Origin of the sequence: Chryseobacterium sp. C39-AII1 (genome assembly GCF_039672645.1) — a bacterium.
Lineage (GTDB): Bacteria > Bacteroidota > Bacteroidia > Flavobacteriales > Weeksellaceae > Chryseobacterium.
On sequence record NZ_JBDFPQ010000002.1, the window covers coordinates 1 to 21,548 of the forward strand.

General features: G+C 35.0%; 18 protein-coding genes. 2 read left to right on the forward strand and 16 right to left on the reverse strand.

The genetic code is table 11. The features are described 5' to 3' along the window. Window positions 1-427: 427 nt before the first annotated feature. The 15 genes from ABEG63_RS02850 to ABEG63_RS02920 form a co-directional block, all read right to left on the reverse strand. Window positions 428-1,114 (reverse strand): hypothetical protein, encoded by a 687-nt coding sequence (locus ABEG63_RS02850; protein WP_346582841.1) that lies wholly within the window; start codon window positions 1,112-1,114, stop codon window positions 428-430. Window positions 1,115-1,121: 7 nt separating this feature from the next. Further along, the gene (gene rfbD, locus ABEG63_RS02855; RefSeq protein WP_346582843.1) at window positions 1,122-1,985 is read right to left on the reverse strand and encodes a dTDP-4-dehydrorhamnose reductase; all 864 of its coding nucleotides are present in this window, start codon (window positions 1,983-1,985) and stop codon (window positions 1,122-1,124) included. Then, window positions 1,985-2,470, reverse strand: a complete 486-nt coding sequence (locus ABEG63_RS02860; protein WP_312398760.1) for an acyl-CoA thioesterase — start codon at window positions 2,468-2,470, stop codon at window positions 1,985-1,987. The genes rfbD and ABEG63_RS02860 overlap by 1 nt, the downstream gene beginning before the upstream one ends. 69 nt (window positions 2,471-2,539) lie before the next feature. Further along, complete coding sequence (locus ABEG63_RS02865) at window positions 2,540-3,010, reverse strand: OmpH family outer membrane protein (protein ID WP_267404401.1); 471 nt, start codon at window positions 3,008-3,010, stop codon at window positions 2,540-2,542. Window positions 3,011-3,100: 90 nt separating this feature from the next. Continuing rightward, window positions 3,101-3,652: an OmpH family outer membrane protein gene (locus ABEG63_RS02870; protein ID WP_267404402.1), complete on the reverse strand. Its 552-nt coding sequence runs from the start codon at window positions 3,650-3,652 to the stop codon at window positions 3,101-3,103. 8 nt (window positions 3,653-3,660) lie between these two features. Continuing rightward, complete coding sequence (bamA, locus tag ABEG63_RS02875) at window positions 3,661-6,198, reverse strand: outer membrane protein assembly factor BamA (protein WP_267404403.1); 2,538 nt, start codon at window positions 6,196-6,198, stop codon at window positions 3,661-3,663. A gap of 27 nt (window positions 6,199-6,225) precedes the next feature. Then, a complete protein-coding gene (locus tag ABEG63_RS02880; RefSeq protein ID WP_267404404.1) occupies window positions 6,226-6,975 on the reverse strand; it encodes an isoprenyl transferase in 750 nt (249 codons plus the stop codon). Between the two features lie 6 nt (window positions 6,976-6,981). Continuing rightward, complete coding sequence (locus ABEG63_RS02885; RefSeq protein ID WP_267404405.1) at window positions 6,982-7,875, reverse strand: DUF6089 family protein; 894 nt, start codon at window positions 7,873-7,875, stop codon at window positions 6,982-6,984. 213 nt (window positions 7,876-8,088) lie between these two features. Beyond that, a complete protein-coding gene (locus ABEG63_RS02890) occupies window positions 8,089-10,581 on the reverse strand; it encodes a polysaccharide biosynthesis tyrosine autokinase (protein WP_267404406.1) in 2,493 nt (830 codons plus the stop codon). Window positions 10,582-10,583: 2 nt separating this feature from the next. Next, complete coding sequence (locus ABEG63_RS02895; RefSeq protein ID WP_346582846.1) at window positions 10,584-11,477, reverse strand: polysaccharide biosynthesis/export family protein; 894 nt, start codon at window positions 11,475-11,477, stop codon at window positions 10,584-10,586. A gap of 31 nt (window positions 11,478-11,508) precedes the next feature. Further along, window positions 11,509-12,636 (reverse strand): MraY family glycosyltransferase, encoded by a 1,128-nt coding sequence (locus tag ABEG63_RS02900; protein ID WP_346582848.1) that lies wholly within the window; start codon window positions 12,634-12,636, stop codon window positions 11,509-11,511. A 98-nt stretch (window positions 12,637-12,734) separates the two neighbouring features. Next, on the reverse strand, window positions 12,735-13,736 hold the full coding sequence (locus tag ABEG63_RS02905; protein WP_346582849.1) for a glycosyltransferase family 2 protein: 1,002 nt from the start codon (window positions 13,734-13,736) through the stop codon (window positions 12,735-12,737). A gap of 3 nt (window positions 13,737-13,739) precedes the next feature. Next, window positions 13,740-14,810 (reverse strand): formimidoylglutamase, encoded by a 1,071-nt coding sequence (locus ABEG63_RS02910; RefSeq protein ID WP_346582852.1) that lies wholly within the window; start codon window positions 14,808-14,810, stop codon window positions 13,740-13,742. Between the two features lie 4 nt (window positions 14,811-14,814). Next, complete coding sequence (locus tag ABEG63_RS02915) at window positions 14,815-16,371, reverse strand: hypothetical protein (RefSeq protein ID WP_346582855.1); 1,557 nt, start codon at window positions 16,369-16,371, stop codon at window positions 14,815-14,817. A 226-nt stretch (window positions 16,372-16,597) separates the two neighbouring features. Further along, window positions 16,598-17,686: a glycoside hydrolase family protein gene (locus ABEG63_RS02920; protein ID WP_346582857.1), complete on the reverse strand. Its 1,089-nt coding sequence runs from the start codon at window positions 17,684-17,686 to the stop codon at window positions 16,598-16,600. A 283-nt stretch (window positions 17,687-17,969) separates the two neighbouring features. Here ABEG63_RS02920 and ABEG63_RS02925 point away from each other — a divergent pair, with 283 nt between their 5' ends. Both ABEG63_RS02925 and ABEG63_RS02930 read left to right on the forward strand, forming a co-directional pair. Next, a complete protein-coding gene (locus tag ABEG63_RS02925) occupies window positions 17,970-18,449 on the forward strand; it encodes a hypothetical protein (protein WP_312398742.1) in 480 nt (159 codons plus the stop codon). 3 nt (window positions 18,450-18,452) lie between these two features. After that, on the forward strand, window positions 18,453-18,728 hold the full coding sequence (locus ABEG63_RS02930; protein ID WP_346582858.1) for a hypothetical protein: 276 nt from the start codon (window positions 18,453-18,455) through the stop codon (window positions 18,726-18,728). A 102-nt stretch (window positions 18,729-18,830) separates the two neighbouring features. Here the strand turns inward: ABEG63_RS02930 and topA are convergent, their stop codons facing one another. Then, window positions 18,831-21,425: a type I DNA topoisomerase gene (gene topA, locus ABEG63_RS02935; RefSeq protein WP_346582860.1), complete on the reverse strand. Its 2,595-nt coding sequence runs from the start codon at window positions 21,423-21,425 to the stop codon at window positions 18,831-18,833. Window positions 21,426-21,548: the final 123 nt, after the last annotated feature.

Below are 21,548 nucleotides of genomic sequence, written 5' to 3' on the forward strand. Positions count from 1 at the left end.
AAATCTTTTTTATTATAGAGGTTTTCTTCTGATCCAACATGGTAAAAGTTATCTCCAAACAACGTTCTATCCGGATTTGGAAGAAAACAGCAGCAGGGGAATAAAATCAGGGGCGATATCTTGGTATCAACGAAACGTCTTTCTTTATCCTGCTGCTTTTCCTTTAGGTTAATTTTTTTAACTAATCTATATCTATTTTTTTCTATTTGCAAACTTACCATAGAAATGACATCCTTTTTTGTGGCGGGCGGAGCGAAGCGCAGACCGCAACAAAAAAGATATAATGGAGAGCGGGAAATAGCTACTGAAAAAAAGTCAGAGAGTGGGAGTGTTAGAGTGCTTGAGAGTTGGAGAATGTAAGGGTTGAAGGGTTTTGAGATTGCTTCGTTGCTACGCTCCTCGCAAGGACATATAAAAAAAGCAGAAATTAATTACTCTGCTTATCTTTTGTATATATCGTGCTTAAAAATTCTGCGTAGGATTTTTCCAGTCCGATGATGTCGCCACTTTTGAGGTTTAATCCTCCTACTCCGCTTTCGTCGGACTTTATTTTGGTGGAAGAAATCTGAAAATATTGATTTTGTTCTCCCGACTTAGGTTGTAACTTGATCGTAGAACCTAATAATTTCTTGGTCGAAATGGTATAAATTTCTCCGGGAACTGTTTTTAGCTTCAAATAAGTTCGTGGAGCTAAAGTATAATCTTTTTTATTGATGCTTATTTTCTGATCTTTATCTGCAGAAGCAAATAAATACAGATTTCCTGTTTGATCTTCCAATTTTTCCTTTGGCAAATAATATAAATTCAGTACATAATTTGCCGGATTGAATGTTACAGGTGAACCGTCTACGTTTTCAAAAGGTTTAAATGCAAAAGTATTTGCTCCGATTTCCTTTGCTTTCTTATAAATTAATGAAAAAATTTCTGCATCGTATTTAGAGAAACCCTGTACTTCGACTTCTCCTAAATATTCGGCATCTTTAATCTCTTCATTTATTTTGTATAAAAACTTATCTGTGTTGTCATGGGTTTTGGCAACTTTCGTCATGTACACATTTTGAGCATGAAAAAGCTGAGCAAAAACCGCAAAAACGATGATAATTAAATTTTTCATTCTTTATTTATTGTTTTGAAAGGATCTCAACACATTCTTCCAAGCTATTTTCCCAATGTTTTGGTTCTATTTTGTAGATTTCCTCGATTTTATCTAAAGACATCGTACTTCTTTTCGGTCTTTTTGCCGGAGTTGGATACTGCTCTGTTGTTAAAGCATTCAATTTAACTGAAGATTTTGAGAATTCAGCGATTTTTTTAGCAAAATCAAACCAAGTGGTTTCAGGATAGTTTGAAAAATGGAAAACACCAAACATTTTATTTTCAGATTTAATAATCTCCATGATCGCTTCAGCTAAATCGTTGGCATTTGTAGGCTGACCAAACTGATCGGCAACAATTCCTAACTCGTTTTTTTGCGAAAACAGATTCAGCATCGTCTTCACAAAGTTTTTGTTGAATTCAGAATACAGCCAAGACGTTCTTAAAATAATAGTTTTAGGATTGATTTCTAACGCCAGCTCTTCACCTTTTAGTTTTGATTCACCATACACTCCAATTGGACTTGTAAAATCGTCTTCGGAATAATCAAGATTCGTTTCACCATCGAAAACATAATCTGTTGAGACATGAATAAACGTAGTTTTATATTCCGCACAGGCTGTTGCAAGATTAGCAACTCCATCTGCATTTACAGCAAAAGCTTTTTCCTTTTCGGTTTCAGCTAAATCTACCGCTGTGTATGCTGAAGCATTGATGCAAAAATCGGGTTTGTTGTCATAGAAAAATCCGTTAACCTGATCTTCGTTGGTAATATCTAAAGTTTGTGAATCTGTAAAAATGAATTCATAGTCTAATTCAAAATCGGGTGCAATTTTTCTGATGCAGTTTCCCAATTGACCATTACTTCCAATGACTAAAATTTTCTTCATTATGAATTTTTTGCGTTTTGAACTCTTAAAAATTTAACTCTTGACTGGAAATCTTTCTGTTCCAAATCTACATAAAACTTACCGAATGTCTCGATGATATCTTGCGGATGAACTTCCGACCTTCTGGTTTTAATATTAAAATAAATAACGGTAACCCATAAAACCGCATGAATTGTTTTTTCATCTAAACTTTTCATTAAGATTTCCACTTTCGCAGTTCTATCTCCCACTTCGATGGTTTTGCTGCTGATGACGACCTGGGTATTATATCTTACTTCTTTTAGATAAGCTATTTCGTTTTGAATCGCAATCCAAGTGCAACCCGTTTTTTTTGTATATTCTTCGTAGGTAAAACCATAAAACGTTTCTACATGATCTTCTCTGGCATTGAACATATAATCCAGATATTTCACATTGTTTAAATGACCTATCGGATCACAATCGCTGAAACGAACTTTTACCGTAGTTGAGACTTCTTTTTCCATAGTGCAAAAATAAAAAAACCACCTCGAAGGGAGATGGTTATTTTATAAATGTTTGTTAATTTCTAAAAATTATTGAACACCTAGTTCTTTTTTCACAGCTGCAGTAGCATCAGGACCTCCTTTGAATACAAAAGCAGAAGAGTTTGCATCCATGATATAGTCATATCCGTTAGCTTTAGCCACTTTAGAAACTGCATCGTTCAATTTCTTTTCGATTGGTTCGTAAGCTGCATCTTGCTTAGCAACGAAATCCTTCTGAGCTTTATCGTTCATTTGTTGGATTTCTTCCTGCATTTTAGCTAATTCACCTTCTCTAGCTTTGTTCTCATCAGCAGTTTTCTTAGGAGCTTCCTCAGAGTATTGCTTTAGTTTAGCTTGCCCAGCATCTGCTTTTTTCTTGATTTCAGCTTGTTTAGTATCTAAGAAAGTTTTTAAATCAGCATCTGCTTTCTTTTTCTCAGGCATAACATTTAGTACCCCTGCAACGTCTAAAGTAGCTACTTTTTGTGCTTTCGCCATACCTACAGATACAACCATCATTGCAGCTCCAAATAATACACTTAATTTTTTCATAATTGGTAAATAAATAATTTAATTTGTTTTTAGATTTTAAAATTAGGTAAAAGTTAATTACTTTTTCCCTTTTGTATTAGTTTTTTCCTTTTTCTCGTTTCCTTTTAGCAAAATATCTAATACTTTATCTGTATAATCGTATCTTTTCTGTAGGAAAATTACATTAGTGGTTGTTTTATCAATAACCATGCCCAATCCGTTTTTTTCAGACATCGTTTTGATAGCCTCCCAAATTTGATCCTGAAAAGGCTGAACTAAATTTGTTCTTAGCTTTTTGATCTCACCAGTGGCTCCGAAACGTAAGCTGGTAGTGGTTTTGATGTTTTTATCCAAATCCATCACCTCTTTTTCTCTTAGCTTAAGTTGCTCGCCAACCAATAAAACTCTTTCGTTTTCGAAAGCTGATCTTTTTTTATCATACTCCGCCTGCAGACTTTGCAATTCTGACTGCCAAGTATCGATTTGCGAATTTAATCTTGCTTCCGCCTCTTTGTACTGCGGAAGTTTATCCAAGATATATTCCGTATCTACAACGCCTACTTTCTGTGCGTTTCCGAAACCGAAAAGCAAAAGTAGTACAAATGTGAAAACTATTTTAAAATTCTTCATATAATGGATTATAATGATTGGTTCATTAAGAAGTGCGTCTTGTTTCCTGAAACCTGACCACTGATTGTTTTATCAAATCCGTAAGCAAAGTCAAATCCGATCAAACCAAACGCTCCCATATAAACCCTCACACCAACACCGATTGATCTTTTCAACTGGAATGGATTATAATTACCCCACGAGTTCCAAACGTTACCACCTTCAGCAAATGTTAATGCGTAGATTTTAGCTGTTTGGTTCAAAGAAATCGGGTATCTTAATTCTAATGTAAATCTGTTATAGATTGTACCCCCTCCTTTTTGAGTAATATCGTCTGCTTCACCACCATACGTAGAAGCATTTTCGTAACCTCTTAAAGGAATAAGTTCTCTACCATCGAATCTACCTCCGAATAAACCAGTACCCCCTACATAGAATCTTTCAAATGGAGGAGCTCCCAATTCTTTGTTGTATCCGTCCATAAAGCCCATTTCAGCAGAAGACCTTAGTACTAATTTACCAATGATCTCGTTATAAACGTCTGCTTTGAACTTCACTTTATAGAATTCCATCCACTTATACTTATCCGTAGCACTCATTGTAGAGTAATCTTTGTTACTAAACAATGAATATGGAGGCGTAAATTTAGCAGAAAGTTCAATATTTGAACCTGTTGTCGGGAAGATTGGATCTATACCCGCCGAGTTTCTGCTTAATCCTACATTCAAACTGAAGTTGTTTGCCGTACCGTAATATTCAGTCGTATTTCCGAATTCAAAAGGATAATTCTGGAAATCATACTTTTGATATTGAATACCTGTATATAATGAGAAATAATCATCCGGCCATTTCAATAATCTGTTTAGACCAACTGATGCCGAGAAGATATTTAATTTCTGAGAATTTCCGTAAACATCAGAATATTTTACTCTTGAGTTGTTCAAACTTACAGAAAGTGCCGTAGGTCTTGTTCCGAATAACCAAGGCTCTGTGAAAGACACCCCATAGTTTTGGAAATACTGTCCAGCCTGTGCCTGAATCGATAATGTTTGACCATCACCTTGAGGAACTGGCTTGAAATCTTTAAACTTCAAGAAATTTCTTAACGAGAAGTTGTTGAACGTTAATCCCAAAGTACCGATGAAGCTGTTACCACCGTAACCTGCCTGCAACTGAACCTGAGAAGAACCTTTCTCTACCAATTTCCAGTTGATATCTACCGTATTATCCTGCTGATTTGGCTGAATGTCCTGACCTACCTGTTGTGGATCGAAGAACTGCATACCTGCTAAATCAAAGTATGTTCTTTTAATATCACTTTTAGCAAAAAGACTTCCCGGCTTTGTTCTCAAAGCTCTAAGGATAACGTGGTCATGCGTAGTTACGTTACCTTGCCAAGTTACTTTGTTCCAAGTTGCTTTTTCACCTTCAGTAATACGGATCTCAAGATTAATTTTATCTCCGTCTACAGATTTTTCAACCGGCGTTACGTTTGAGAAAAGGTAACCGTTGTTCATGTAGATAGATTTGATATCAGAATCATCTTCTTTACCACCATCTTCACCAACTTTTTTGTTGAATCCTACTGCATCGTAAATATCACCTTTCTTATATCCTAAAAGTCTTTGTAAATATTCTGTAGAGAAAACAGTGTTACCTGTAAATGTTACATCACCAATGTAATATTGTTTTCCTTCTTTTAGTTTAACATTGATTTCATAATTGTTTCTCTTGTTTCTCCAAACAGAATCTGAAACAACAATCGCATCTCTGTAACCCAAAGAGTTATAGTAATTGATTAAGTTTTGCTTGTCTTCCTGATATTTATCTTCAATGAATTTTGAAGACTTCAGGATACCGCCAATACCGAATCTTTTTTGTTTAGTTTCTTTGAAAGCTTTGTTTCTAAGCTTTCTGTCTGTAACATTATCGTTACCTTCAAACTCGATATGATCGATTTTTACTCTTTTTCCTTTTTCTACATTAATCGTCCAGTCTACCAAGTTAGGATCTCCTGCATTCACTTTATCCTGAATGGTGATCTTAGCATCTGCAAAACCTTTCTTTACGTAATCTTTAGGAATATTTGTTTTAAGGCTTGAAACTAAGTTTTGAGTAATTTTAGTTCCAGGCTTTAAATTATTATCTTTTGCAAGTTTTTCGTTTTTAGATTTACCGATACCTTTTCCGGTAAACTTCACTTCTCCAAGTTCTTTCAAATCCTGAAGATAGAATCTCAGCACGATCGTTTCGCCTTCAATACTTTGCACATACACCTCTACTTCCGAAAAAGACTGAGTATCCCAAAGTTTTTTTACAGCATTGCTGATTTTTTGCCCCGGAATATCTACACTTTCTCCTTTAGATAAACCTGTAAATCTTAAGATTTGCGCCGGTGTGTATTTTTTCACCCCATCTACAACAATGTCCTTAAGAACATAAGTTCCTGTTTGGCTATCTGCGTGTACAGCAGCATTATTTACTTTTGTGCTGTCTTGTGGCGTTGCCTGTCCATAGAAATGTGCAGAAGCAGCAAACATAACGATGGGTAATAGTCTAAACTTCATTTTATCGTAGTCTTTCTTTTCTTAAAATTATTGGATTTTTACTTGTTCACCGGTAAGGCCGTATCTTCTTTCTTTGTTTTGATAGTTTACAATACATTGGAAGAAAATATCCTTACTGAAATCCGGCCATAGAACATCTAAAAACTGCAGTTCAGCGTAAGCGATTTGCCAAAGTAGGAAATTGCTGATTCTAACTTCACCACTTGTTCTGATAAGTAGATCAACAGGAGGAAAATCTTTTGTATAAAGATAGCTTTCAAATAATTTTTCATCTATATTTTCTACATCCACCTTGCCTTCTTTCACATCAGAACTTATATTTTTTACGGCATTCAGAATCTCATTTTGTGAGCCATAGCTAATTGCTAACACCAAATTGCCTTTTGTGTTTTCTTTTGTAAGTTCTACCACGCGTAATAATTGTTCTCTTACCAGCGTAGGTAATTTTTCTAAGTTACCAATCACATGCATTCTTAGCCCTTTGCTGAAGATCTCCTCTGCTTCCAGCAATAGTGTTTCCACCAGCAAACTCATTAGTGTGTTTACTTCTTCAGCAGGTCGACTCCAGTTTTCTGAAGAAAAAGTATAAAGAGTCAGATACGGAATATCAATTTCATTACAAGCATTAATGGCATTTCTTACTGCATTAATGGCATTCTTGTGACCAAAAGTTCTTTCTTCGCCACGAGATTTTGCCCATCTTCCGTTGCCATCCATAATGATGGCTACATGTTTTGGTAAATTCTCAGAATTTATTTTATCTTTAATCAACGACATATTTAATTAATCACAATAACACGGAGGTCTTCCGAAAGAATAAGTTAACCCTAAGCTAAGAGTATTTATCCAATCTTTCGAATTACTGTCTCCAACGTTTCTTCCATTTGTAAATTCAGCTTCTCTTTCTTTAGAAACAACGTAATAAGCACCCGACTGTAATAAAGATCCGTTGGTAGCAGGGTTTATAATATCTGCATTATAGTGAGACTTTACATCTTTAGAAAGTATCGTGCTATAATCTAACTGATCTGTAAGTGTATATCTAAATGTTGCTTCCGCAAAAATTCCCCAATTATGGTTAAACTTATATTTTAAACCTACTCCAAAAGGAATATGTACGGTTGTTTTTGTTCCTGTAGAATATTGTGCCGTAGTCACAAAATCTAATTCATTAATCGGAGCCTGTGCCACCCCGTCTGCATCTCTTCTAAAATCATGATTCAGCGTAGCTTTTGGGGCATCATATACCAAAGCACCGATACCTCCAAAAATATATGGGCTTACCATGCTCACCTGCTCATTATTTATCGGCAAGAAGTTGTATTCAAATACCAAACTTCCTTCGTACACATCATTCTTTCCATAAGAGTTTCTGTGTCTTCTATAATCTTCCTTAGCAACTTTATCGCTAAACTGAATCTGGTTGTACCCAAGATCTAATCTTACAGTTTGATAGGGATTAAAATTAAATCGATATAATATACCTCCATAAAACGGCACCCCCCAATCTGATGCTCTCCCTAAATCCAATGGCTTTTGTAAAAGATAATTCGTTTTTCCTATATCCCCAACTAGGTTACTCATACCTAGACGAACCCCTAGTTCGTTTCTTTGAGCTTTAACACTTACCACAGTTCCTAATGCGGCAAGGAAGCTAAACAATAATTTTCTATTCATAAAAGAATATGGATTTATGGTTATTTTAAAATTTAATTTTTGCAAATATAAAACATTTTTATATTAATGATAATCTTAATGTTTAGTTAAAAATAAACAAAAAAACATAATTTGTTATAAAGTAAACGACAAAGTAGCAAAAATATTCTTTTTTTAATAGAAATCATATACTCTGTATAAAACAAACCCCCATTAAATGAGGGCTTGTGCTTTTTATTTTCTGCCTAAGAGCGTTTGTACTCTATTTCTGATTCTTATCAGGAATGGTTCTTTATAATTCTTATCTTCATCAAAATAGCCATAACCATAGCCATAACCGTAGCCATAACCATATCCGTAGCCATATCCCTGCTTCGTATTATAATCGTTGTAAACAAGCCCAAGATGCTCGATTTCGTTGTTATGATACTTTTCTGTAATCATTTTCAACATGTATTTTTCTGTGTATTCGTGACGAACAACGTAAATATTGGCATCAGAATATTTCATTAATTCATAAGAATCGGCAACCAAACCTACTGGCGGCGAGTCGATAATAATAAAATCATAAATCTCTTTAAGCTCTTCGATGAACTTAATATTTCTCTGGCTCATTAATAATTCTGATGGATTTGGAGGAATTGGCCCTGAAGTCGCCACATCCAGATTCGGAATATTGGTTTTGTTGATAATCTGGTCGATGCTTACTTCACCCGTCAGGTAATTCGAAATACCGTATTTATTATCAATTTTAAAATCTCCGAAAATCTTAGGTTTTCTAAGGTCCATCCCTAACAAAATGGTTCTTTTATCACTCAAACCAAGTACTGAAGCCAAGTTGATGGAAACATAAGTCTTTCCTTCACCACCAATGGAAGAAGTCACCAAGATCACTTTGCTCTTACCATTTTCATTCGAAAGAAACCTCACATTGGCTCGGACTCCCCTGAAGGCTTCCGAAACTGAAGATTTCGGCTGCTCCAACACCGTAAGCATATTTTCGTTATTATTGTTACCAATAACTCCCAACAAAGGAATTCTCGTTGCGCTAAGCAATTCTTTAATGTTTCTGATTTTATTGTCTAGCAATTCTCCGACTAGGATAAATAACAGCGGTAAACATAATAAGCCTCCGTAGATCCCCATCTTAGTAGCCTTTACATTCGGTCCGATTGGGCCTTGTCCTACATTTTTAGCAGGGTCAATTACCGAAATATCAGACTGGTTGGTAGCCATTCTCATCTGAGTTTCGTTTTGTCTACTCAATAAACTATTGTAGGTAGCTTCAATCATATTATATCCTCTCTCAGCATCAAGATATTTTCTCTGCTTTTCAGGGTATGCAACTAAATCTGAATTAGCTTCTGAAACCTCTGTGTTAATTTTATTAATCTCTTCGTAGAATTTCGCGTAATAATTTCTCAAAGAGCCGTTAGAAGCATATTTAGCATCATTTATCAGCCTGTCGATTTCCTTCATCGGCTCAGAGTTTGGCTTGTAAATAGAAGCCATCTCTCTTCTTTTAAGATACAAAGCTTTAAGCTCGGTAACAGACGCACTGAATAATCCATCTTCGAAACCAGCAGCATTTGTACTGATCATATTATCAAAATTCTGCGTTTCAAGATTTCTTTTAATTTGATTTAAAGAAGCCAATTTGCTTTCAAGATCTGCTTTTTTAGCCTCAAGATCTTTAATTTTAGTTAAAGATTTTTCATCTCTATCTTTAATATCATATAATTTTTCGGATGTTTTCAAATAATTCAGCTCTGCAGCACTAGAATCAAGCTTTTTTCTGACATTATTTAGATTACCCTGAAGATAATCTTCAGTATTCTTATCAACTGTATTTTTGTCAAGAAGTCTTTTCTTTTGAAGTTCATTTACCGATTTGTTCAGGAAATTCACCGTACCATTAAGATTAAAGCCTTTTTTGCTGATAATCATGATCGTTCCGATTTCCTTATCAAATTCAATATTAATTGTAGAAACGATATCGTTTACCGTTTGGTTTACAGTACCTAACGTTACAATAATATTGTCTAGTTTCAGTTTTGGCGTCACCATATTCTGAACTAGTTTGAACCTTAAATTCGGAGAATTATACCATTCTCCTATTTTAATGATTTTATTAGCCGGTCTTGAAAAAGGATTTATGCTTTGATATCCCTCTGCTTCATAACTATATAAATTGGTTGACTGACCTTCTTCCGGCAAAACTACTTCGTATGTATTTTCGCTCTTAGGAATAAGCGTGATCGGATAATTTACCTGCTGAAGATGCTTCTTATCGATTTGTAAAAAAACCGGAGAATCATCTTTGTCCAGATAAGTAGATTTTATCACTCCTTTTGTAGAATAGTTTACAAAAAGATCAAGTTCTTTTACCAAAAATTCGTTGTGAGATCTTGATACCAACATTTTTTTCAGGAAAATACCATCCTGATTTCCATTTTGTCCCCAAATGAAGTTGATGGACTGGCTTGGCGTAAAATAACTCGCCGTATTGCTGGAAACACTTAAAGAAAGGTTGGACGAATATACATTCTGTGCATAGTATTTGCCATATACCCAAGATACGGCATAACCTATCAGCAGCATGAATGCAAACCAATACCAGTTTTTAAGAATTCTTCTTATAAAATGTTCAATATCAAATAAAGCAAAAGAGCCGTATTTTTCTTTGGCTTCCGTTTTTTCTACAGTAGCGTCTTTTCCTGGAATCATGATTAAAGCGTTTTAAATAGTAGATAAACAGTTGCCACCGCTGAAACTAAAGAAACTACTGTTGTTAAAGTTTGTGAAGGATCTTTTCCGAATCCGTTCAAGTTTTTAGCTCTGGTATTTAATAAAATTTCGTCTCCGTTTTGTACATAAAAATAAGGAGAGTTCATTACATCTTCACGGGTAAGATCAATTTGCGCAATTTTCACCCCTTCCGGCAATTTTCTGTGGATAACGATATTTTTTCTATCAACAGTTCTGTTCAAACCACCGTTAATGGCTAAAGCTTCAGTGATAGTAAGCGTATTTTTGTGGGCAACCTTTTCACCTGTAAGACCTGTTGTTTCAACGTCTCCTAAAATATAATAAGTAATACCGTCTGTATTTAATCTTACCTCAGATTTACCTTCCTGGAAGTTTTCATTAACTTTCTGTTGAATTTCCTGAGTAACATCTTCTATTGTTCTCCCTTCAGCTTTGATATATCCAATTCCAAAAACATTGATATCCCCTTTAGAATCAACTTTTAACCCGTTAAAGTAAAAATTAATATTTCCTCCTCTAGAGCCTCCATTACCGCCACCAATTCCTCCACCAATTCCTCCGCCTCCTGCAGAACCTCCTGCGGCAGCATTATTAGTACCCGGAGCTACACTACTACCAGAAGTATTCAAAGAAGAATAAAACTGTGCAGCATCTCCTTTGGGAGTGGTAACAATATTAAGATTTAAAATATCATTTTTTGTAATTCTGTAAATAGGAACATTATAAGGAACAAGCCCTTCTTCATTAATAACGAGGGATTCATTAGGTTGCATATACCTCACATCTTTTGTTGTAACACAAGATGTTAATAGAAAAGGTGCTGCTAAAAATAAATACTTTAGGTTTTTCATCATATTTTTCAACGTTGTTTGCAAAAGTAAAAATTTAATTGGTTGTCTTCTTATTATTTTTGAAAAGATAAATAATATCAGGCAAATAAGCTCCTGCGAAGCCCAATAAAAGTATAATAAATAATAATAGATTTACATTTAAATGTCTGAAATAATACGCACTAGCGACTATAAAAAGATAATAACAAATAATATAAAAGCTAGATCGTCTATGCGTTAAATTCAGTTTTAATAATTTATGGTGAATGTGATTCTTATCTGCATCAAAAGGCGATTTTTTATTATACAATCTTATACAGATTACATTCAACGTATCTACAATAGGCAAAATTAAAATAGCAACCGCTACCGCCGGAGCAGATTGCAGGTGATATCTTGGGATGTTTGGAAGTGCCTTATCTATAAAAATATCAATAAAACAAATAGATGTAAATGCCAATAAAAAACCTAATAACATAGATCCCGTATCGCCCATAAAAATCTTATTGGTTCTGTAATTTGACAAATTATAATATAAAAAGGCGAGCACAGCCCCAATAATAATCACGGAAAGAACTACCAACGGATAATTATATTCCCCTAATCGATAATAGCTTATCCCAAAAAGAGCACTACAAATAACAGAATACCCACCGGCCAGCCCATCGATTCCATCAATCAAATTAAAAGCATTAATTAGGATAATAAACGTTACAATACTAAAGATAACGCTGATCCAATACGCCATTTGATATATACCGAAAATCCCGAAAAGATTTCTGATTCTGATATCCGAACCAATGACGATAATTGCAGAAACAACAATTTGTGCCACCAACTTTTTATAAGCCCTCATCACCACAATATCATCCATCACACCAATGTATAGAAGAATTACCAACGAGGCAAAAAGAAATTTATACAGATCAAAAAGTTCGTAAGCAAAAATAGAAGTACAGATTCCTATCGAGTAAAATATGGCGATTCCGCCTAAATTAGGGATTTTTCTGATGTGAGAACTTCTGACACCAGGCTCATCCATTAGATTTTTTCTTCGGGAGATCTTTATAATTGTGGGAACCGAGAAAAAGGTAATTAGAAAAGATAATAAAAAGCCAAGCCCTATTTTCACATAGAAAATAGAAATACCTATCTCGCGCAAGAACAATTCAAAATTTTTCATTTTTTTTCTTATCAAGTACGTGTTTAAAATACCATAGATAATAAAATCTTCGTTGTTAAGATTCTAAAGAAACCGAAACAATAGTACTTACATTTGTGTTAAATTATTTTTTTTATCAATTTTTTCTGCCCTGCAAAAAATAACAGATAAAATATCTTTTTTTTCAGAGGCAAATATAATAGATAATTTTTATCAAAACGACTATACTTCAATATATCTTTAATTTTAATATCTCTTTGCTTTAGAAAATCATCCAATTTATCAGACATTTTGTAAAATAACTCCTCATCTTTCACAAAGGCCAGATAGGCTAAAAAGGAATAAACTCCTTCAAAAATCTGAAAATTTTTCAGCTCATATTTTTTATTTGAATATTGAGAATCTTTAAAAGCAATTTCCACATCTTCAACGGCTTTTAAAATATCAAGACCTCTTTCCGTATGAGTTTTTGTGATAGAATCTGTTCGCTCCAGATATTGATAATGAAAATTCTGCGTCTGCGCAATTACATCACATTCAAGCAAAAGCTGCGGAATTAACTGAATATCTTCAAAATGAGCTCCTTTTTTAAATCTTTTTTCGCTAAAAAGCTCTTTTTTAAACAATTTATTACACGCAAAATAACTTAGATCCGAGAAAACAGAAAAGTTTTTATTCAAATCAATTTTCTCCGGCATGTTCGGTATTTGCGTCAGCTTTTGAGTTATATTTCCATTTTGATCAACCTTTTGGATGTTGCAGATCACTATTTTAGAATGATGTTTTTCAGCAAGATTCACCATTTCTTCAAACATCGTTGGCGTTACATAATCGTCGCTATCTACAAAACCAAGATAATCTCCGGTGGCTCTGTCAATTCCGAAATTTCGGGCATCGCTCAATCCGCCATTTTCTTTATTGAATGGTTTGATTTTTTCAGGATACTTTTGAGCATATTCTTGAATAATTTGCTCAGAATTATCTTTACTTCCGTCATTTACCACCAAAATTTCCATATTTTGATGAGTCTGATTAACTAATGAATCAAGACATTTTGCCAAATAATTTTCGACATTATAAACGGGAACAATGATGGAAACTTTTGAGGGAACGTTTGTCATACATTAAATTTTCGTCAGTCGTGCGTTGAGCCAACCTTTTTTGGCTTCATCAAAATCTTTCCTCGAACAAGGAATACAATTTTCTATATTTTCATCATCACCAAAATACCAAAGATTGCTGAACGTATCGCGTTTGAAGGCATATTGCCTTTCATCCACCAAAACATAAAAAATTTCGTAATGTCTTTCTTTCGGATGAGATTGCTGAATATTGATACCTTCTATCAAATACCAGATCATTTGTGCTAAAAGCTGATGATTTAATTGATTTTCAGAATAAATATTATAATTAAAAATACCTACAGATTTTAAATTTTCGCTTAACCCGATTTCTTTCATATAAGCGCAAACTTCTCTTCGGTTCAAACCATTTACTTGTGGATTCATAGAAAAAGGCTCGCTGAAACTTTCAATGGCGTCACAATTTACCGTTACCAGATCAGCTTTTCGGAAAAATGGCTCTGTTTTTTCGGTGGAATTCATCATTTCTGCCAAACGGATGATATCAAACTCAACTTCTTTAATCAATCTCACAGAATCAATTTCATTCAAATGCTTTTGATACCCTAAATGATGATAATTTTTGATGGCAAAACTTTTCGAACCAAACATTTTACTTAAAAAAGTATGTTCGTTGATTGCTTCGCCTTGCTGAAGCGAAATAATATTGCTGATCTGAGTATAATTAATACTTTTCGTATGAAAATTTAACGCTGAAAAAAGCGAAAAAGCAAAATCATTAGAACCGCCAATCACCACCGGAATCGCTCTTTTATAATGACAAGCCGACAACACTTCCTGCAAAATATAATGAGAATCCTGAACAGATTTTCCGGAGACCAAATCTCCTAAATCCACAATAGGAATTTCAAAATCCAGCTGTGACAATTTGTACAATTCTTTTCTGATGCCTGTAAAATCCTGCACTTCTGCATCGCCATTTGCCCCTCTGTAATCCGAAACAAAGAGAAGTACAATACTGTCTTCCTTTATATGTTTCGAAATTCTGCTACCAATCTGCCAGCTTTCAGTTTTGAAATTTCTTGGTGAAATGATAAAATCTTCAAAATCCATTCTCTTACTTTACAATTTTTATAGAAACATCGTTAGGTATTTGCTTAGAAAACTCGGTTAACTGCGCTCTAAGCTTGTCCGCATCCTGTTTTTTTATCGCATAAAAAGTAACAGTAGGACCTCCGCAAATATAGTTATTCTGAATAGAAAGCGTTCCTACTTTGGTAAAATCTTCCGGCATGTGTGCCCAATCTTCGTAAACAATCGCCAACTCGAAATGATCGTTAATTGCCGTTTTTTTGATGTAATTTTCTAATGGCTGATTTTTAACAAATTTAGCATGATCGTTTTTGCGAAGTTTGGCCACTTCTATACTTCCCAAACCAAATGTATCTAACAAATGAATATTGTTGAAATAAGCAATGGCACCAATATCATTTGCCACCACTTTTGAATTTCTGTAATATTGATGAAGAAAATCTGCCAGCTGAATCTGCTGATCGTAAATATTTTTAGAGGCAACCGTCTGATAATTCAACATTTTCACAAAACGAATGAAAAATGTAGTCGCAAACAGCAAAATGATCGCTGCGAAAACAAATTTCATCTGTTTTTTATTTTCGAAAACGGTTTCTAAAAACGGAGCAATCGACAATAAAACCAAAACGACCAAATAAGCTTCATAACGAATCAGCCAACCAAAATTCGCAAATAATACATGAATGGAAAATCCGCCTAAAACAACCAATGCCATAGCATTTTTTTTAATTTTATCAAGGAAAGAATTTTCTTTTTTGGAAGTGATAAAAATTTGAACCAATAAAATTAAAACTAAAATTACCACAGATAATCCGCGATAGGCATTTCCGGCAATTCTTAATAAAAATCCACCAAGTCCGCTGAAAGTGTTTCCTTTTAAAATCAATGAATTCGGCAAAAAGAATGAGCCTTGTTGCAAGGAAATCAAACCATAAATAACCACAGGCAATAAAGAGAAAAGCCCTAAGAGAATGCTTTTGACAAAATCTTTTTTAATAAAGAAAAGATAAGCGCATATAAAAATGATAAAAAATAAACTTTCGTATCTGAAACCTGTCGCCAAGATGGAAAATAAAATCAATGCCACGAAGCTTTTCATATTTCCTTTTTCCAGATATTCTCTGAAAAAAAGTAAGATGAGCACCATCGTCAAAGTATGGAAAACGTGCTCCATTCCTGAGATAATCATCAAATGCAAAGGCATCAGAAAAACTACTCCTAGCAATACAACAGCATACGTTACTAAAGAATATCTTTTTAAATATTGATGCAAAACCAATAATAATGCAGCTCCGGCAACCATATTCGCCACCAACGGAATATATTGCCAGTCTCCGAATAATTTAATTAAAACTGATAATAAAAAAGTAAAAAAAGGAGATGAAGTGGTGGAAGAAAACTCGTGCTTTGTAATTCCCCAAACTCCCGATTCTGCAAAACTTTTTGCCATCGAAAGGTGGATGTAGCTGTCATCCAACGGATAAATAAATCTTCCTGCAAATCCTGCCACCGATTGTATGCTGTAAACAACCAAAATTCCCAGTACGAGAAATACTGCGAAAAGTAATACCTTTTTTTTCATCTTTTTCATTTATTGAAAAAAAAGAATGTTTTTATTTTCTGTGTTGAAAATTTTCGGTGAATTGATACAATCGCCAAACTCCATTCTTTCGTTTCCTCTTATGGGAATCAAAAATATTAAAATTAAATTACTTATCAAGCATAAAAGAGCGATTGTTAATGGCTTCGTTGTATTAACGTTGATTAACTTTGTCAAAGTTTTAATCTTTGACAAAGTTGTGCTGTATCTAAGATTTCAAAATCTCAAAAACAAAAGTTGTAGAAGTATCATATTTTCCGCCCTGTGTGGCTCCGAATAAAAATCTTGGTGTTTCACCGTCTTTATCAAGCAAAATCATTGGTCGTTCTAATCTTCCGAATCGGTTTAAATTTTTCGGCGGAGTTAGTTCATTAATATAACTTTTCATATTCAAATAAGCGATTTCTGGTTTCGACCACTGAAGTCCGTTTTTTGAAGTTAAGTGTAAACCATATTCATGATTAAAAAATCCCATATCACGGGCAATCATGTGATATTTTTCTTTTTGTTTCCACACAAATGCATCTTCCAACTGTGCATTATTGGGTAATGATGAAAAATCAATCACCGGGTTTTCCGAAACTTTCACATAAGGTCCCGTTGGAGAATGTGATTTTGCTAAACCATATTTTCTGTTGCCACGAATTGATCCCTTTTGAGTTTCATACTCATGTGTGTTCCATGATTTGTAAAACAGCCAGTATTTTCCGTCATTTCCTTTTACAAAAGCCGGATTTGTGGTACAATGATCGTCCCACGAACCTTCTTTTCCGGGAAGTAGCAATGGTTCATCCGGCCTTTTCCATTCTCCATCCAGACTTTTCGAAGTCGCCAAACCAATTCTTTTCGTATTTGTTTTTCCGTTGGAAGTCCCCATGAAGAAAAGCAGATAATCTTTACCTACTTTTTTAATTAAAGGATTATGACAAGTTGTTGCATCCCAAAAACCTTCACCTCTCGGCGCAAGAACAACTTGTTTATGTTGAAATTCGTCAAAAGGAGAATCGGCTTCCGCACGACAAATTTCAGAACCGTTGAGCCAACCTCCCATTCCTTTTTCTTTTTTCCATCGGGAATAAAAGAGATGTACTTTTCCGTCTTCACCCCAAATCGGAGAACTGCACCAAATGTAATATCCTTCCACAGCCAATGACCTTCCGATTGGTTTTAAATTGAAATAAGGCTTTTCATCCGAAGACATCAAGCTTGTAAATGACGATCCTAAAAATACAGCAGCAATGCCTAAAGCTGAAGTTTGCAGAAATTCTTTGCGGGTGAAAGGTTTGTGATTACTCATCTTATTTGTTTGATGACTAATTTAGATTAAATGTATTCAAGCAGTGTCCTGCGCCATCAGGTTTAGTTTTTACTAATTATACTTTTCTTTTTAATTTCACACAGTTTGTCATCCTGGAAGGATCTAGGCTAACATATTTTCTTCCTACCTTCTAATACTAAGTTTCGATCCCTACGGGGATGACAAATGCGGATAATAATGGTAAAAAGAACTTTTCAAAAAAAATAGAAAGTGTATATTAAAATTTATTACTTTTAATTTCTAAATAAAAATTCACAAAACGATGAGTACAAAAAATCAAATCAGTGTAGAAATACCGCTGAACGTAATAGCAGAGGTAAACCAAAAATTACAGGATTGCAGAGCACTGCTTGCTCCTTATTTACAGGGATTAACCGTAGAAGACAGAAAATCTCTTTTTAAAATGGGCGACAAAACATTAGCCACTGTACAGAAAGTAAAAGGCTATATGGAAACCAATCCTGAATTCACGCCTAACTACATGAACCAAACAGAATTTCTAAAAGACGAAGCTGTAGTGAGCGCACTTACACCACTCGGAAATCTGGCAACCCAGCTGGCTGCCGATATTGAAGATACCGTGATGCTTGCCGGAAGCGAAGCCCTTACAGCTGCCCTTTTCTATTACGGAACCACAAAAGAAGCTTCCGACAAAGGAATTGCCACTGCAAAACCTATTTACGAAGATCTTAGTCAGCGGTTTGTAAGAAAAGGAAACAGAACGATTCCTAAAAAAGAATAATTTTTGACTTATATTTTAAAAAACGACTCTTTTAGACTCATCAACCAGTATAAAAGAGTCGTTTTTCATAGTAAAAGATTCAACAACGAGCCTAAAAGACTCATCCACGAATCTCAAAGAGTGAACAACGAGGTAAAAAGACTGGTTATTCAGCCTAAAAGACTCGTTTTTGAGTATAAAAGATTGGGTGGTGAGTGTTTTTGGGTGGATGAGAATTATTATATACTTAATTATTTAATGAAAAGATTCGAGCTTAGATCCTTACAGGATGACAAATAGTGTGGATAAAAGTCGTCTTCGATTTCGCATACTCACAATCTTCAGCTACCTATAATAAAAACAAAAGCGCAGGTTAATAATCTGCGCTTTTCTTATAAAGTTTTATTTCTTCGCTGCCGGTTTCTTAGCCGCAGGCTTTTTCACTGTTGTCGTTGCCTTCTTAGTGGTTGTTGTTTTCTTAGCCGCGGTTGCTTTTTTAGCCGCAGGTTTCTTTTTCTCTGTAAAAGCTTTCGGATCTTGATCGGTGATCCATTTTTTAACCTCATCAAGAGAAATATCTTTCAGCTCTTCGCTTTCGTATTTGGTATCGTCTTTCTTCTTTGGAATTTTATAGATATTCTTTCCATGTTTTACGATAGGACCCCATCTTGCATTTTCAATGGAAATTTTTTCAGCTTCCCATTGTTGAATATAACGGTTGGCTTCTTTTTCCAACTTAGCTTCTACCAATTCGTTGATGTCGCTTTGAGAAAGATTTTCGAAGTTATATTTTTTCGGAACATTAATGAAAATACTTTGATACTTAATGAAAGGGCCAAATCTTCCCGTTCCTTTTGTAATAGGCTCGCCTTTGTACGAAGCAATCGGTGCGTCTGCCAATTTCTTTTCATTGATGATCTCTTCGGCACGTTTTTGATCTACAGAAAGCGGATCTTCACCTTTCGGAATACTGATGTACGTTTCGCCCCATTTCACATAAGGTCCGAATCTTCCGACACCTACAGAAACCGGCTGACCGTCTACTTCACTCAGGTCGAAAGGCAGTCTGAACAATTCCATCGCCTCATCAAAAGTAATCGTTGCAATGTTTTGTCCGGCCATTAATGATGCGAAAATTGGCTTTTCCTCATCATCCGTCTCACCAATCTGAATCATCGCTCCAAATCTTCCGATTCTTGCGTGAACGTTTTTACCAGTTTTAGGATCAACACCTAAAAGTCTGTCTCCAGTTGCTCTGTCTGCATTTTCTTCTACATCTTCAATTCTCGGATGGAATTTTGAGTAGAAATCTGTCATCATTTCTTTCCACTTCTGGTCACCGTTGGCAATTTCGTCGAAGCTCTCTTCAACTCTTGCCGTGAAACCGTAATCTAAGATTTCTTTAAAATTATCTGTTAAGAAATCACTTACAACCTCACCCGTGTCCGTTGGAACGAATTTATTTTTATCCCCTCCGAATTTCTCGTCAAGAACTTCTTTTTTAATTTTATCTTTTGCTAGAGACATCTTCACCACTTCTCTTGTCTGTGGATCGATCTCTCTTTTATCAACATATTCACGGTTTTGGATTGTCTGAATTGTCGGTGCATAAGTCGATGGACGACCGATTCCCAACTCTTCCAGCTTTCTTACCAAACCAGCTTCCGTATATCTCGCGCTTGGTCTTGTGAATTTTTCTGTTGCAGTAATTTTTTTATATTCTAAAACTTCACCAACTGTTACTTTCGGAAGCAATTTATCGTTGTTTTCATCGTCATCATCTTCCGCTTTTACGATTCCGTACGCTTTTAAGAAACCATCAAAAATGATTACTTCACCTTGCGCTTCAAAGTTCTGAGGAAGTTTTGCGTTTCCGATTTCGATTACTGTTTTCTCAATTTTAGCATTTGCCATCTGAGAAGCCAGTGTTCTTCTGTAAATTAACTGATACAATCTGTTTAATTGTGCATCACCGATACTTTTCACAGCAAAATCAGTTGGACGAATTGCTTCGTGAGCTTCCTGTGCCGATGCAGATTTCGTAGTATAATTTCTTGGTGCAGAATATTCCGCGCCGTATTCTGAGGTGATTTGTTTTTTTGCCCCTTCGATAGCCTCTTGAGAAAGGTTTACCGAGTCGGTTCTCATATAAGTAATGTAACCTTCTTCGTACAATCTTTGTGCAAGACGCATCGTGTTGGTTACATTATATCCTAATCTTGAAGAAGCTTCCTGTTGTAATGTAGAAGTGGTAAACGGTGCAGAAGCAGAACGTGTTCCCGGTCTTGTTTCAACATTTAAAACTTTAAACTCAGTTGTTCTTGCTAATTCTAAGAATTTTTCTGCATCTTCTTCTTTTTCGAAGTCTTTTTTAAGTTTAGCAGCAATTTCCTGCTCGGTTTTGTTTAAGAAAACACCATCTAATTTGAAACTTGCCTTCGGAGTAAACTCACGAATTTCTTTTTCTCTTTCAACGATTAATCTTACCGCAACCGACTGTACTCTACCTGCCGATAATCCCGGTTTTACTTTTTTCCATAGTACCGGAGACATTTCGAAACCTACGATTCTGTCTAAAACTCTTCTTGCCTGTTGCGCATTTACCAAGTTTTGATCAATATCTCTAGGATTTTCGATAGATTTTAGAATGGCATTTTTAGTAATCTCGTGAAAAACAATTCTTTTTCTATTTTCCGGTTTCAGTTTCAGCTCTTCCGCCAAGTGCCATGCAATAGCCTCTCCCTCGCGGTCTTCATCGGAAGCCAACCAAACCATTTCGGCTTTTTTCACAGCGGCTTTCAACTCAGTTACCAATTTCTTCTTGTCTGCAGAAACTTCATAATCCGGACTGAATGTAGACAAATCAATCCCCATTCCTTTTTTAGGTAAATCTCGGATATGCCCAAAGCTAGATTTCACTTCGAAATCCTTCCCTAAATATTTCTGAATAGTTTTTGCTTTTGCCGGTGACTCAACGATTACTAAATTTTTCGACATTCTAAAAATTTTTTGCAAAAGTAAAGCTTTTTTATTATATAGGTTTTGTAATCTGAGTTTAATTTAAAAATGAATATCATTTAATTAAGATCCATTAAAAAGAACGGAACCTCATCAAAACCT